The 14,783-nt window shown below is 40.4% G+C and carries 14 protein-coding genes, 1 pseudogene and 1 riboswitch; of the genes and pseudogenes, 13 read left to right on the forward strand and 2 right to left on the reverse strand.

Features of this window, described 5'->3' with window-relative positions:
* The first annotated feature begins 3 nt into the window (after positions 1-3).
* The 3 genes from DFO73_RS25575 to DFO73_RS25585 all read left to right on the forward strand — a co-directional run bounded on the left by DFO73_RS25575 (position 4) and on the right by DFO73_RS25585 (position 3,067).
* Complete coding sequence (locus tag DFO73_RS25575; protein WP_110067502.1) at positions 4-1,857, forward strand: PAS domain-containing sensor histidine kinase; 1,854 nt, start codon at positions 4-6, stop codon at positions 1,855-1,857.
* Positions 1,854-2,354: a methylated-DNA--[protein]-cysteine S-methyltransferase gene (locus tag DFO73_RS25580; protein ID WP_110067503.1), complete on the forward strand. Its 501-nt coding sequence runs from the start codon at positions 1,854-1,856 to the stop codon at positions 2,352-2,354. The genes DFO73_RS25575 and DFO73_RS25580 overlap by 4 nt, the downstream gene beginning before the upstream one ends.
* Before the next feature lie 131 nt (positions 2,355-2,485).
* Positions 2,486-3,067, forward strand: coding sequence for a DUF2087 domain-containing protein (locus DFO73_RS25585; protein WP_110067504.1), 582 nt, complete (start codon positions 2,486-2,488; stop codon positions 3,065-3,067).
* 44 nt (positions 3,068-3,111) lie between these two features.
* On the opposite strand, the pseudogene DFO73_RS25590 reads toward DFO73_RS25585, so the two are convergent.
* A pseudogene (locus tag DFO73_RS25590) lies at positions 3,112-3,896 on the reverse strand (carbon-nitrogen family hydrolase).
* A gap of 285 nt (positions 3,897-4,181) precedes the next feature.
* Here DFO73_RS25590 and DFO73_RS25595 point away from each other — a divergent pair.
* From DFO73_RS25595 to DFO73_RS25620, 6 genes are all read left to right on the forward strand, one after another.
* Entirely contained in the window at positions 4,182-5,354 is a 1,173-nt protein-coding gene (locus DFO73_RS25595) for a pyridoxal phosphate-dependent aminotransferase (RefSeq protein WP_110067505.1), read from the forward strand.
* Between the two features lie 94 nt (positions 5,355-5,448).
* Positions 5,449-5,555: riboswitch (SAM riboswitch) on the forward strand.
* A gap of 84 nt (positions 5,556-5,639) precedes the next feature.
* Positions 5,640-6,872 carry a 2,3-diketo-5-methylthiopentyl-1-phosphate enolase gene (locus tag DFO73_RS25600; protein ID WP_110067518.1) on the forward strand — a complete coding sequence of 411 codons (1,233 nt, stop codon included), beginning with the start codon at positions 5,640-5,642 and terminating at the stop codon, positions 6,870-6,872.
* On the forward strand, positions 6,865-7,527 hold the full coding sequence (locus DFO73_RS25605) for a 2-hydroxy-3-keto-5-methylthiopentenyl-1-phosphate phosphatase (RefSeq protein WP_110067506.1): 663 nt from the start codon (positions 6,865-6,867) through the stop codon (positions 7,525-7,527). Before DFO73_RS25600 ends, DFO73_RS25605 begins: the two co-directional genes overlap by 8 nt.
* The gene (locus DFO73_RS25610) at positions 7,524-8,159 is read left to right on the forward strand and encodes a methylthioribulose 1-phosphate dehydratase (protein WP_110067507.1); all 636 of its coding nucleotides are present in this window, start codon (positions 7,524-7,526) and stop codon (positions 8,157-8,159) included. The genes DFO73_RS25605 and DFO73_RS25610 overlap by 4 nt, the downstream gene beginning before the upstream one ends.
* A 225-nt stretch (positions 8,160-8,384) precedes the next feature.
* A complete protein-coding gene (locus DFO73_RS25615; RefSeq protein ID WP_110067508.1) occupies positions 8,385-8,918 on the forward strand; it encodes a 1,2-dihydroxy-3-keto-5-methylthiopentene dioxygenase in 534 nt (177 codons plus the stop codon).
* 313 nt (positions 8,919-9,231) lie between these two features.
* Positions 9,232-9,465 carry an aspartyl-phosphate phosphatase Spo0E family protein gene (locus tag DFO73_RS25620; RefSeq protein WP_110067509.1) on the forward strand — a complete coding sequence of 78 codons (234 nt, stop codon included), beginning with the start codon at positions 9,232-9,234 and terminating at the stop codon, positions 9,463-9,465.
* 94 nt (positions 9,466-9,559) lie between these two features.
* On the opposite strand, the gene DFO73_RS25625 is transcribed toward DFO73_RS25620, so the two are convergent.
* A complete protein-coding gene (locus DFO73_RS25625) occupies positions 9,560-10,291 on the reverse strand; it encodes a ZIP family metal transporter (RefSeq protein WP_110067510.1) in 732 nt (243 codons plus the stop codon).
* 410 nt (positions 10,292-10,701) lie between these two features.
* Between DFO73_RS25625 and DFO73_RS25630 the strand changes: the two genes are divergently transcribed.
* The 4 genes from DFO73_RS25630 to DFO73_RS25645 are packed head-to-tail and all read left to right on the forward strand — an operon-like array spanning position 10,702 to position 14,142.
* On the forward strand, positions 10,702-11,520 hold the full coding sequence (locus tag DFO73_RS25630; protein ID WP_110067511.1) for an electron transfer flavoprotein subunit beta/FixA family protein: 819 nt from the start codon (positions 10,702-10,704) through the stop codon (positions 11,518-11,520).
* A gap of 24 nt (positions 11,521-11,544) precedes the next feature.
* Positions 11,545-12,570: an electron transfer flavoprotein subunit alpha/FixB family protein gene (locus DFO73_RS25635; RefSeq protein WP_110067512.1), complete on the forward strand. Its 1,026-nt coding sequence runs from the start codon at positions 11,545-11,547 to the stop codon at positions 12,568-12,570.
* Complete coding sequence (locus DFO73_RS25640) at positions 12,563-13,858, forward strand: FAD-dependent oxidoreductase (protein WP_110067513.1); 1,296 nt, start codon at positions 12,563-12,565, stop codon at positions 13,856-13,858. The genes DFO73_RS25635 and DFO73_RS25640 overlap by 8 nt, the downstream gene beginning before the upstream one ends.
* Positions 13,858-14,142 carry a ferredoxin family protein gene (locus tag DFO73_RS25645; RefSeq protein WP_110067514.1) on the forward strand — a complete coding sequence of 95 codons (285 nt, stop codon included), beginning with the start codon at positions 13,858-13,860 and terminating at the stop codon, positions 14,140-14,142. Before DFO73_RS25640 ends, DFO73_RS25645 begins: the two co-directional genes overlap by 1 nt.
* The last annotated feature ends 641 nt before the right edge of the window (positions 14,143-14,783 follow it).

The following is a 14,783-nucleotide window of genomic DNA, read 5'->3' on the forward strand; positions in this document are numbered from 1 at the left end:
AGAGTGGTTATTATGAATCAGGAGATCAAGCAGCTCTATGCCAAGATCGAGTCACTGGAAAAGGAAAATAAAGCGTTGGCTGAAAGTAGTGGGGAAGACGCCCCAAGTAAAAATATATTTGCCCGTTCAAAGGACGGAATTCTCATTTTTGACCATACCGATAAAATAATTGAGGTAAATCCATCGTTTTGCAAGATTATAAACCTTGATAAAACTGAATTGATCGGCAGGCATCTGGGGGATATTGTCCCGGTAAATAAACAATTCAAGCTTGACAAACAGAGGGAACTTTTAAAGATGAAGGATAGTGTAAGAGGCATTCTTCCGATACATAGCGGCAAAAAAATCGTGGAATTTGATTTTACGACCAGTAAGCTTAATGAGAGCGGGCATTATATGTGTGTGTTAAGAGATGTAACCGATAAGCGGCTCCTAGAAAAGAAAGTAAAAAAAAATGAAGAGCTGTATACAGACCTTTTTATCGAGGCCTTGGATGGCATCATTTTTTGGCGGGGCAGAGGGAAGATTATTGATGCTAATGAATCGGCATGCAGGATTTTTGAGTGCACCCACGATGAGCTGCTCCAGAAACGATTGGATGATTTTGTTTACGAAAAAAATAAAAGGTACAAGCGTATAGTAAAAAATCTGTTTGACAAGGGCGGCATTCGGGATGAACTCTTCTTTCTCATGCCAAACGGCCAAATCAAATCCCTGGAATTTACAGTTAAATTAAACTCTGTCGAAGGCTACCATATGACTATTTTCAGGAATGTAAGTGAACGCCACCGCATGGAAAAGGAATTGCGGGAAAGTGAACTGAAATTCCGCCGCATTTTTGAGGGAGCGCTGGAAGGCATTCTCCTCTGGAATGATCAATTTCAAATCGTAGATGTTAATCAATCCGGCCAGAGATTGCTGCAGATGTCAAAAGAAGAACTTATTGGAGTTTCATTACATAGTATCTTGAATGATTGCAATATTACAGATGATGAGTTGAAGCAGCAGATTTATAGCATACAAAACGATGGGCAATCTGACGGCAGTCTCTCCATTACCTTAAAGTCAGGCAGAAAAAAATATTTTGAGTTTTCAAACAAGCAAAACGTTTTTTCAAACTTAAGCATGACTACATTTAAAGACATAACAGAGAAGCTTGAAATGGAAGAGCAGCTTCGAAAATCAGACACTTTAAATGTCATTGGGGAGCTCGCAGCAGGGATTGCCCACGAAATCAGAAACCCTATGACGGCCCTGAAAGGGTTTATCCAGTTGCTGGAAGATAGCATTGAGGAAGACCACTCCATGTATTTTAATGTGATAACCACAGAGCTGAGCAGAATTGATTCAATAATTAATGAATTCCTCATTCTAGCTAAACCTCAGGCGGTCAAGTTTGTCCAAAAAGATATCGCCCAAATCATGAAAGAGACGGTTGACCTTCTAAGTGCTCAGGCGGTACTGCATAATGTCCAGTTTAGGACTTATTACGAAAAGGATCTGCCACTTGTTTTCTGTGAGCCCAATCAGATGAAAAAGGTATTTATCAATATCATAAAAAATGCGATTGAGGTCATGCCCAAAGGCGGATATATAACGGTTTCACTTCAGGCCTGCAGAGATAATAAAATAAAGGTATCCATCCGGGATGAGGGATCAGGAATACCAGGCCATAAAATAAAAAAGCTGGGTGAACCTTTTTATACCACGAAGGAAAGAGGCACTGGACTGGGGCTAATGGTTACATATAAAATTATTGAGGAGCACAAGGGAACAATTGAAGTGGAAAGCAAACTCGGAAAAGGAACCGTATTTCACATTTATTTGCCATATATTAAAAAGGCGGGAGAACAATGAACAGCAGAATTTATTCGAAAACGGAATCGCCAATAGGAGAGATTTACATTGTTATTGAAGAGCAGCTGCTTTCGGCAGTATACATTGGTGAAGAAGATTTTCTTGTGGGGGAGGAAAAATTTCAATTGAAGTTTGATCCTTCAAACCCGCTTCTGAAGAAATGCAAACTTCAGATTGATGAATATTTTAAAGGGCAGAGGAAGGAATTTGATCTCCCAGTAGACCCCCAGGGAACCATTTTTCAGAGAGCTGTGTGGAAGGAGCTTTCTCTTATCCCTTTTGGTGAAACGAGAAGCTATCAGGATATAGCCTTGAAAATCGGAAAAGAAAAAGCGGTCCGGGCCATTGGTCAGGCAAACAAAGCAAATCGTTTGCCCATTATTATTCCATGCCATCGAGTAATCGGCAAAAATAAGTCTCTAACAGGATATGCCGGAACGCGTACAGATATTAAAGAGAAGCTGCTATCCCTGGAAGGGGCAAGGTTTAAGAGTTAAATATATTTACTTTAAAATCACCTTCAGGTGATTTTTTATTTTTAAACACTGCTTGTAAGGTTGACGAAACTTAATGAATTTGATATATATCTAATTAGTTGTTTATCGAAAAAAGGAGGCAATTACATTAAATGCAATTAAATCGTTTAGTATCCTTTTATAAAACAATGGGTGATCCCACAAGAATCCGGATTGTATTTCTTTTGGCTAAAGGACCTTTGCATGGGCAGGCAATAGCGGGGAAATTGGGCTTGACACCGCCAACTATTACTCATCATTTAAACAAATTGCGTGATATAAACCTGGTTTACCAGCGCAGAGATAAAAATACTGTCTATTTTTATTTGAATGAACCTGTGCTGAAACAGCAGTCAAGTGTGCTTGCCAAACTGGCAGATAAGGAGGAAGTGAAAAAGATGGAAGAATTGAATATCGAGAATCAGAAGGTTATCGATAATTTCTTTACAAGCGACGGAAAGCTGAAAAATATTCCAGCCCAGAGAAAGAAGAAGCTAATGGTTTTTGAGCATCTTATTAAAGGGCTGAAAATCGGGAAAAAATACGAAGAAAAAGAACTCAATGAATATATTAAACAGTTCCATGAAGATTACGCCACGATACGCAGGGAATTCATCATCAATCATTATATGTACAGGGAAAATGGAATCTACGAGTTAAATCCGCCGGAAATGTGGGCGAAGATTGAAGGATAAACGGCAAACGGAAGGCCCCTTTAAAAGCAAGGGCCCTTCGTATTTTATTGATAAAATTCAGGCCTCCGGTCCGTGAAAATAGGAATCAGTTTACGGACTTCCTTCACCTTGTCAAGGTCAATTTCAGCCTCCACGATTTCTTTGTCCTCTAAACCCTCGGCTAGAACTTCTCCCCAAGGATCAATGATCATGGAATGACCGGCAAATACATTCTCGGGGTCAGAACCTGCCCGATTGCAGGCAATCACATAGCATTGGTTTTCAATGGCCCTTGCAATTAAAAGTGCACGCCAATGGGTTAGTCTGGCCAAAGGCCATTCAGCTACAACAAATAAGGCTTCTGCCCCTTCCGCTGTATGGGCCCGTATCCACTCCGGAAAACGGATATCATAGCAAATCATCCCTGCAAACAGTCTGTTTTCCAATGAAAAAGCACCCTTTGCTTTACCCCCAGTTAAATAGAGATGCTCATTCATGAGCTTGAATAAATGCAGCTTGCTGTACTGGTGGATAGGTTCTCCATTTTTATCCACGACTAAAAGAGTATTGTAAACGCCATCGGCAGTTTTATTTGCAACAGATCCACCCACCAGATGAACATAATTTTTTTCGCAATCCCTTTTAAAAAGGTGAGGGCTGCAGCGGCATCCTGATCTCCTATATCATCCAATCTGGTTAAATCATAGCCTGTCGTCCAAAGCTCTGGAAGTACAATAACATCAGGGTTTGATTTTAGCGCCTTTTCAATCATTGCTTCGGCTGCTTCATAATTCTTTTTTGGTTTGCCAAACATAATATCCATCTGCAAACAAGCAATCTTTAATTTCATGAAAATCCCCCGCATTTATTCTATTCTCTTTTACTTATGTTAAAATTAGTCCGATAGATAACAATTTTCAAAATTTAACTTTACAACTTATCATTTACGTTATATCATTTGTGACTATATTTTCAATCTTTTTTTTAAATGAAGTTCAAAAAGTCCGGAAAAATAGTGGTCACATCTGGTTTTTGCTGAAGCAGCTGCAAGCCAGCGCTCTGCTCCTTTACCTCTTTGGGTATTTTTGTCCAACTTTTTGAACACGTACTAAATATTTAAAGCAGGTGAAAATCTTTGATTAATTATCCACATTCAGATTTGCTGAAAAATTTACCGAAGCAATTTTTCGCATCTTTAGTATCGAAGGTTGGGAAACAGCTTGAACAAGGCCATGATGTGATCAATCTTGGGCAAGGAAATCCCGATCAGCCTACTCCCGGCCATATTGTTAAAAAGCTACAAAGTGCAGCCGAAAAGCCAGTAAATCACAAATACTCTCCGTTTCAGGGATTTCCGTATCTGAAAAAGGCGGCTGCAGATTTTTATAAAAGGGAATATGATGTAGATGTAGATCCGGAAACCGAAGTCGCCATATTGTTTGGTGGAAAGGCTGGCCTGGTTGAAATTCCTCAATGCCTGTTAAACCCTGGCGATACTGTTCTTGTGCCAGATCCCGGTTACCCGGATTATTGGTCAGGTATAGCACTGGCAAAAGCAGAAATGGCGACAATGCCGTTAAGGGAGGAAAATGGCTTTTTGCCTCTTTACAGCGAACTTACAGACGAACAGCTTAATGCTGCTAAACTCATGTTCCTTAATTATCCAAACAATCCCACTGGGGCCGTGGCCAGTGAAAAATTTTTCCAGGAAACAGTTGAGCTCGGCAAAAAACATGGAATTTGCATTATTCATGACTTTGCTTATGGCGGCATTGGCTTTGACGGCAAGAAGCCGGTCAGCTTTCTGCAAGCAGAGGGAGCAAAAGAAGCAGGAATTGAAATTTATACCCTTTCAAAAACGTATAATATGGCAGGCTGGAGAATCGGTTTTGCGGTTGGAAATGCGAGTGTTATTTCTGCCTTGAACCTTTTACAGGATCATCTATATGTAAGCTTGTTCGGAGCTGTCCAGGAAGCTGCAGCAGCTGCACTTACTGAATCACAGGTATGTGTCAAGGAACTGAATGCCCTATACGAAAGCAGGCGGAATGCATTCATTTCAGGTCTTCAGGAAATAGGATGGGATGTCAAAGCACCTGAAGGGTCTTTCTTTGCTTGGTTAAAGGTACCAGAAGGTTTTTCATCCGAAGAATTTGCTGATCAGTTGCTCGAAAAAGCCCATATCGCCGTTGCGCCTGGCATCGGGTTTGGAAAATATGGGGAAGGATATGTGCGTGTAGGCCTGCTCACCTCAGAAGATAGACTTAAAGAAGCAGTGGAGCGAATTAGGAAGTTAAATTTATTCTAAAATTTTTTCATATAAAGAATTGACAAACAGGTTCAACCCTGTCATAATCCTAATTAAATTTTAATTCAAAATTAACTAAATATTAATTTTCGTTTTCTTATCAAGAGCAGGCGGAGGGACTAGCCCTATGAAGCCCGGCAACCGACTTACCAATAAGCACGGTGCTAATTCTTGCAGCTTTTTAAAGCTGATAGATAAGAAGATGTTAGTTTAATCTGCTAACCTCTTCTTATTGAAGAGGTTTTTTTATTGCCCGGATTTGCAGAAATGAAAGGAAGAAAATATATGAGTGAAATTATCGCAACTTATCTAATTCATGATTCAAAACATAATCCTGAGAAAAAAGCAGAGGAAATCGCATTAGGCCTTACGGTCGGTTCATGGACTCATTTACCTGAACTGGAAAAGAACCAGCTCCGCAAGCATAAAGGCAGAGTTGTTTCGGTTGAAGGCCTTTTAACAGCAGAAGGCAGCAAGGAAACGGCCGCAATCATTAAAATCGCTTATCCAACTGCTAATTTCAGTCCGGATATGCCAGCCATTTTAACAACGGTTTTTGGAAAGCTATCACTGGACGGGAAGATTAAGTTAATAGATTTACAGTTTTCCGATGAGATCAAAAGTTTTTTCCCTGGCCCTCGGTTCGGGATTGAAGGTTTAAGAGAAAAGCTGAATGTCGGCAGCAGGCCTCTGCTGATGAGCATCTTTAAAGGTGTTCTCGGCAAGGATATGAATTTTTTAACTTCACAGTTGAGGCAACAAGCACTTGGCGGCATCGACATTGTGAAAGATGATGAAATTTTGTTTGAAAATGAACTCACCCCTTTTGAAGAAAGGATTACGGAAGGTAAAAAGGTGCTTGGCCAGGTTTTTGAAGAAACCGGTCATCGCACACTTTATGCAGTGAATTTAACAGGCAGGACCTTTGATTTGAAAGTGAAAGCCAGAAAAGCCGCAAGTCTTGGTGCGGACCTCCTCCTGTTTAATGTCTTTGCATATGGACTGGATGTACTGCAGGAGTTAAGAGAAGATGAAGGGATTGGGCTGCCGATTATGGCACACCCTGCTGTCAGCGGTGCCCTGTCTGCTTCAAGCATCTATGGAATTTCTTACCCTCTGCTTTTGGGCAAGCTTCTCAGATATGCAGGAGCGGATTTATCGCTTTTCCCTTCACCATATGGTTCAGTGGCACTTGAAAAGGAGCAGGCGATCTCGATAGGACAATCATTAACATCCGAAGATTACTGCAAAAAGACCTTTCCGGTACCATCAGCGGGCATTCATCCAGGTCTGGTTCCGCTGCTTTACCATGACTTTGGAACAGACAGTGTGATCAATGCGGGCGGGGGAGTACATGGGCATCCGGATGGAGCAAAAGGCGGCGGCTTAGCCTTCCGCCAAGCAATTGATTTAACTTTAAATGGAATTTCATTATCAGAATCTCTTTCAGGTTTTCCTGAACTAAAAAAGGCGATAGATTTATGGGGACACTCAGAGGTGAAAGCTACTAATGGCTAATATAACTGTTTTTTGTGATTTTGACGGGACCATTACAGAAAAAGATAACATCATTAACATTATGAAAAAATTTGCCCCGCCTGAATGGGATGAGATAAAGAATAAAATATTGTCACAGCAAATTTCAATTCAGGAAGGAGTAGGGAAGATGTTTTCCCTCCTTCCAAGCAGCCTTAAGGAAGACATTATCCAATTTACACTGGAAAATGGCAAGATAAGAGCCGGCTTTCAGGAATTTGTGGATTATTTGAGAAAAGAAGATATACCGCTTTATGTTGTCAGCGGTGGAATTGACTTTTTTGTGCAGCCAGTTTTAGAGAAATATGGCCCCTTTGATGCTGTTTATTGCAATGGTTCAGATTTTAGCGGCGAAACAATCAAAATTTTATGGCCTCATAGCTGTGATGATGAATGTGATAACAGCTGCGGCTGCTGCAAGCCTTCTATTATGAGAAAGCTTGAGGCTGGAGATACCTATAAAATTGTTATAGGGGATTCTGTTACCGATCTGGAGGCTGCAAAACAGGCTGATTTAGTTATTGCCAGAGACTTGCTGCAAGAGAAAAGCAAAGAAATGAATCTTAATTATCACGGATTTGAAACGTTTTATGAGTGCATTGAAATTTTGAAAAATGTCAATGGGGTGAGTGTATGAGATTAGCGGAAGAAAAATGGCAAGAGCTTGCTGATATAAAAGATGAATTGGCTGAAAGAGACTGGTTTATGGGGACTAGCGGCAATTTGGCGATCAAGGTTACCGACAGCCCCCTTCAATTCCTCGTAACAGCAAGCGGGAAGGATAAAAGGAAACGGACAAAGGAGGATTTCCTCCTAGTGGATGAATTTGGGCTGCCTGTTGGGGAAACCCATCTAAAGCCTTCTGCGGAAACGCTATTACATGTGGAGATTTACCGGAAAACGAAAGCCGGGTGCAGCCTTCACGTCCATACGATTGACAATAATGTCATATCGGAAATTTATGGCGACCAGGAGGCAGTTACATTCAAAGGGCAAGAACTCATAAAGGCATTTGATAAATGGGAGGAGGATGCTGTTCTTCGGATTCCGATTATTCCGAATCATGCGCATATTCCTGCACTCGCCAAATGTTTTTCCTCCCATATACATGAAGATACAGGTGCTGTTTTAATTAGAAACCATGGAATTACCGTTTGGGGAAAAACATCCTTTGAAGCAAAAAAAGTACTCGAAGCTTCTGAGTTTTTATTCCGTTATCAGTTAAGGCTGCTGGAACATAAGCCTTATCAGTTATTTAAAGTAGTGTAAAAACTTTAATAATTAAGCTGTGTTAAAGCTAATTTTGGAATTTGTTGGAGCAGAGGAAGGGAGTCTCATCGAAAATGCATTCGCATCCTTCTTCCGGTGATTATTCGACGGTGCTGGTTCTAATGTCCTCCGGGTAGCCTGCGAACAGCGGGTGCCTACAGCGGAAATCAACACGCAACTTAAAAAGAGCCAATTAAAAAATTACAAATGAAAGGGTTGGGAAATATGGCATACATCGTTTTGCAAAATACAAAAGAAGAAATCAGAAACCAGGAAGAGGTTGCAGCTTTCCTTGAAAAGCAGGAAGTTATTTATGAACAATGGGCAATTGAAAAGCTTCCTGAAAACCTTCAGGAGAAATATCTGCTTTCTGATGAAGAAAAGCAAGTGATTCTGGATACATTTTCTGAAGAAATTAAATATATTTCCGAGAGAAGAGGCTATCAGGCTCAAGACGTTATTTCCCTTTCAGAGCATACGCCAAACTTGAATCAGCTTCTTCAGAATTTCCAGCAGGAACACCATCATACAGATGATGAAGTAAGATTTATTGTCAGCGGGCATGGAGTTTTTATCATTCAAGGAAAAAATGGAGAATTCTTTGAGGTTTTTCTGAATCCCGGAGACTTAATTTCTGTACCTGAAAACATCCGCCATTATTTTACTTTACAGGAAGATCGGAAGGTTGTTGCTATCCGTATTTTTGTGACTACAGAGGGCTGGGTCCCAATCTATGAAAAGGAAGAGATTCATAATTAAAATGAAATCCCTTTGCCAAGCGGCAAAGGGATTTTTGCATTAAATTTTTCTGCAAGAACATTGGTTATTTTTTACAAAAGAATCGGAAAATCCTGATTGAAAAATCGTCGATATCACTGGATAATGTTGATTTATTATGTCGAAAAGCAAGAAGGAAAAGGTAAAATTACTGTCGATTTAAATTCTTTTGGAAAAAGATTGTCTAATATTGCGAATCTATTTACATTTATAGAAATTCTTGTAATAATGCTTCAAGTAGCCATATTTTTATTTATTTAAAGGATAAAGGGATAGGAGTAGGAGGAAAAAGAAGTTGCGCCATAAAAGAACAGTTATGCTGGCTGAAATTCAGCAAAAGAGAGAAAAAATGATAGAAGCGGCAAAGAAAAATGGACTAGCCAGCGAAGAAACAATACGCTGCAGCCAGGAGCTTGATACATTAATTTATAAATATCAATGTGCCATTAAAAAAGAGCAAGAACATAAGAAAAAAATGAAAATTTCATTCAGACAAATGATACTTTTATGGAAGAAGGCTGTTGTCTGAAGATAACAGTAAATATATATAATAAGGAAAGCAAAGAATTTTTCTTAGAATATGCAAAGTAATTATAAAAGGATCCCTGAGGATCCTTTTATAATTAGAAAATCTCGATAAGGAAAATCATAAATAAAAGTCCGGTTATAAACGAGTAGGTGGATGTACGTTCATTCCCATCTCCATGGCTTTCAGGAATTAACTCCTTATAAATAATAAACAGCATCGCCCCTGCAGCGAAGGCTAAACCGTAGGGAACTAGAAACTCAATATAAGAAGTCAAATAGAAGCCGAGGAGAGACATAACGATTTCAATTGCTCCGGTTAATGTGGCAATCATAAATGCCTTTAGCTTGCTGATTTTCTGGTTAATTAAAAATAATGCTACCAGAAGACCTTCCGGCGCATTTTGGAGACCGATTGCAAATGCAATTAAATTCCCTGTATCCTGTGAACTGGAAGCATAACTGACACCAACTGAGAGCCCTTCAGGAATATTATGCAGGATAATTGCAGCAATGATTAGCATAGCCTTCTCATCAAACTCAATTCCTTTACTGGAATGCTGCAGATCGAGATGGGGGATGTTTTTTTCTAAAAGGGTGAGAGCCAAAACGCCCAAAAAAATTCCTGCAGCAAGTGGAATAAAGCCTCCTATATTAAGCGCCTCGGGTATAAGCCCCATAGTTGATGCAGCCATCATAATCCCCGCTGTAAAAGCAAGTAATGTATCACGCCATCTATGAGTAACCGAGCCTTTCATAAATAGAATAAGCAATGCCCCCAACCCTGTTGAAAAGGCGGATAGCACACTGCCGATAAATACTCCTGTCATAATTAATTCCCTCACTTATCTCTTAAAAGAAAGCCTGATTGAAAAATTAACAGTAAATCCATTTGATGTGAAACTGTGATTTATGTCATTGTGAAAATCTGAATATTCCTTATAGTATAAATTAATGAATTCTATAAATACAACGAGTTCATATATTCTTCCATTCTTCCACTTCTTTGTTATCTGCAAACATATTCACATTATTGCAATGCTAAAGAGAAGACGGCCTAAAATCTTCAACATGCCAATCAAAAATTTTCCGCAGCAAGAGGCACAATTCAGGTGAATTCTTTTTTGTTAGTACTATGCCTGTATTGCGAATCATATATCGTAATACATAGCAATTTTTATATAAAACTTAGAGCAAGCGCTTTCTATAAGCTTTAAGTTATGAGGAGGGAAAGTTGAAAATGCACATTGTCGTCTGTGTCAAGCAGGTGCCTGATACAAAGATCATTAAAATTAACCCTAAAACCAACACTCTTGACCGCCGAAGCGCTCCTGCTATTTTAAACCCTTATGACGCCCATGCGGTCCAGGAAGCTGTGAAAATCAAAAAGATGCTGGGAAAAGGGACTATTTCTGTATTATCCATGGGACCTCCCCAGGCAACTGCTGTTATTAAAAAAAGCATTGAAATTGGTGCTGACCGGGGATTTTTAATTTCGGACCGAGCATTTGCCGGTGCAGATACACTGGCAACGAGCTATGCACTTTCTAAAGCATTAGAGCGTATTTCGAAGGAAAATCCTGTAGATCTAATTATTTGTGGAAAACATGCAATTGACGGGGACACTGGGCAGGTTGGACCTGGGATTGCACGCAGGCTGGATATTCCCCCTGTAACGAACGTTATAGAAGTCTCAGAACTGAATGAAAGCGAAAGTACAGTCCTTCTAAAAAGGAAAATTACCAGCGGATATGAATTGATACTGGCCCAAGTCCCGTGCCTGCTGACGGTTGAAAAAGAGATTAATAGCATTGAATATTCCCCAATGCCAAATATGATTAAGGCTGCCAGATATGAACCAGTCATTTGGTCTGTGAATGATTTGGAAGATGTGGACCGTACACAGCTTGGACTTAAAGGTTCTCCTACGATTGTAGGTAAAATGTTTACTCCTCCCAAACCTGAAGGAGGAAAAAGGCTGGAAGGGAATGCAGATGATCAGGTCAAGCAGCTCATGGAACTATTAAGCGATAAAAAAGAATTATTTGCTGCACAGTAACAGATAAGCTAAGGAGGGATCCTCATGATGGAGGAATACCGGGGAGTATGGGTATTCATAGAACAAAATGATGGGAAAATAGAAGGTGTTTCCCTGGAATTGCTCGGTGCCGGAAGAAAGCTGGCAGATAAGCTGGAAGTGCCTCTTTCTGGCGTTCTTTTAGGCTATAAAGTAAAGCCTTTAAGCCAGGAGGTTATTTCATATGGAGCAGACCAAGTGTATGTTGTAGACCATGAAGTTATGAAAGATTATCGGACTGAATCTTATATGCAGGCAGTCATCAATCTTGCCGAAAAATACAAACCTGAAATTTTCCTTTATGGTGCTACAGCAAATGGAAAAGACCTTGCAAGTGCAGTTGCAACAGATTTAAGCACTGGATTGACTGCGGATACAACTATGCTGGATGTCGAATTGGAGAAAAGGCTGCTTGAGGCAAGCCGGCCTGCATTCGGTGGAAACATTATGGCAACTATCCTTTGTAAAAAGCATCGGCCGCAGATGGCCACTGTCCGTCCAAAAGTAATGAAAGCCCTCGAGCCTGATCCTAGCAGACAAGGCAAGGTAATAGAAGAGCCCATCACTTTAAAAGAAGAAGACATGCGCACAAAAGTACTTAAAATTGTGAAAGATGTCACAAAAAAGGTGAATTTAGCAGACGCGCATGTTGTTGTTGCAGGCGGGAAAGGCATGGGCGATTTACAGGGATTCCAGCTTATCCATGAGCTTGCCGACAGCATAGGGGCTACAGTCGGAGGAACTAGGGACGTAGTTGAGGCAGGGTGGCTTCCGCATGAACAGCAAATCGGGCAGACAGGCGAAACTATTACACCGAAAATCTACTTTGCCATCGGAATATCCGGAGCCATTCAGCATATAGTAGGCATGAAGAATTCGGAGTTTATCATAGCAATTAACAAAGATCCGGAAGCTCCTATTTTCGATGTGGCCACATATGGCATCGTTGGTGATGCTATGGAAATCGTGCCAAAATTAATAAAGCAATTTAAAGAAGCGCGCGAAAGAGGCGGTGAAATAAGCTATGTCTGAGAAATTTGATGTAATAGTAGTAGGAGCAGGACCTGCAGGGACCTCGTGTGCATATACTTGTGCCAAAAATGGATTAAAAGTTTTGCAGATTGAAAGAGGAGAATATCCTGGCAGCAAAAATGTAATGGGCGGCGTTCTATATCGTAAGCAAATGGAAGAAATCATTCCTGAATTCTGGAAAGAGGCTCCGTTAGAGCGTCCTGTCATTGAGCAGCGCTTCTGGATGATGGATAAAGAGTCGTCCGTAAGCTTTGGATATAAGGGACTTGAATGGGGGAAAGAGCCATACAATAATTTCACTGTGCTTCGAGCACCATTTGACCAATGGTATGCTAAAAAAGGTGTCGAACAAGGCGTCTTGTTAATAAACGAAACAGTGGTATTGGAATGTCTTACAGAAAACGGTAAAGTGGTTGGCGTCAGAACAGACCGGCCTGATGGAGATGTTTATGCAGATGTCATTGTGCTTGCTGATGGCGTAAATTCCCTGCTTGCCAAACAACTGGGCTATCATAAAGAATTTCGTCCAGATGAAGTAGCACTGACGGTTATGGAAGTAATCAATCTCTCGAAAGATAAAATTAATGATCGCTTTAACCTTGAAGATAACCAAGGCTGCACGATAGAGATTTTCGGTGACTCTACTAAAGGAAACCTCGGAACAGCTTTTATCTATACCAATAAGGAAAGTGTAAATATTGGTGTGGGAACAACGCTTTCAAGCATGATAAAGGCAAAGCTGAAGCCTTACGATCTCCTTGATTATTTAAAGACCCATCCAATGGTGAGGCCATTAATTGAGGGGGGAGAATCGGCTGAGTATCTCGCACATTTAATTCCAGAAGGTGGCTACCATTCCGTGCCAAAGGTGGCTGGAGATGGTGTTCTCCTGGTTGGAGATGCTGCACAGCTCGTTAATGCGATACACAGAGAGGGCTCAAATATGGCAATGGCCTCAGGAAAAATGGCAGCTGAAACGATTATTGAAGCAAAAAAACGAGACGACTTTGGCGAAGCAAGCTTAAATCAATACAGGGAAAAACTTTATCAAAGTTTCATTATAAAAGACCTGGAAAAATACAAAGATGCTGCACACACCTTTGAGCACTATCCGCAATACTTCAAAGAATACGTACCAATGATGAACAGGGCAGCCAGCAAGTTCTTTACGGTAGATGGAACACCAAAGAGAGATAAGCAGAAAGAAATCATGAAGAGCATAACAAGCGAACGCGGTACCATTCGTGTGCTGCAAGACATGTACAGAGCATGGAAGGCGGTGAAATAATGTCAACCAAAACGATCGAAGAAAAACAGTATTTGATCCGTTTTAAGGCAGATACAAAATCACATCTTACTGTATTGGACCATGATATCTGCATGACAAAATGCCCGGATAAGATTTGCACTATTTTCTGCCCTGCAGAAGTATATAAGTGGGAAGGCCTGCGCATGCAGGTTGGCTACGAAGGGTGCCACGAATGCGGAAGTTGCCGCATCGGCTGCCCTTACCAGAATATCAAATGGGAATATCCAAAAGGCGGCCATGGAATTGTGTTTAGGCTTGCTTAGGGTTTATGGTTCATGCTTTTGCAAAGTGTAACCCATTAAAATAATTAAAGATGATGCTCTAAAAAGTATCGTCTTTTCTTTTTTCTCTGTATGGAAAAGTGTTGTTTATAGGAAATATAAAAAACCGACCCATTTACAAGGGGCGGTTTTGAAAAGGGGGGTAAATGAAAAGGGCTTTTTTTCGGTACATGTTTATTGTAGCCAAAATTTATTAACAAAATGTTAACAAGTTATATCTAAACTATTAAAGCTTTAAAATTAACTATTCAATTTACATTAAAGTAAGTTTAATGCGAATAAAGAAATGGCTTTCAGCATGGGGGTTTAGCTGCTATGTAAGCTGAGCAGTTCGAGATACCAGCCGCTGATTATATGGAAGTGGTGATGCTTTCGTAAAAGGGTATGATCCCGATTACCGCGTTAAAGCTTTTAAGTAATAGTCCTTTAGTATCTTAATTTTTTAATTAGAACCTGTTAAACTAAAGGTGGTCGGACTTTTACAGTTGACCCCCTATAATCTTGAGAGCTTAGAGACAATCTAGGCTCTTTTTTTGTGTGTGCCAGGCATGGCAACTATCTAGGTGGTGAAAGTCCACTGTGGGGGTACACATCGACTAACCACTAAGGAAGCGCAAGGTACT

The sequence above is a fragment of the Cytobacillus oceanisediminis genome (assembly GCF_003182355.1).
GTDB classification, from domain to species: domain Bacteria; phylum Bacillota; class Bacilli; order Bacillales; family Cytobacillaceae; genus Cytobacillus; species Cytobacillus oceanisediminis_A.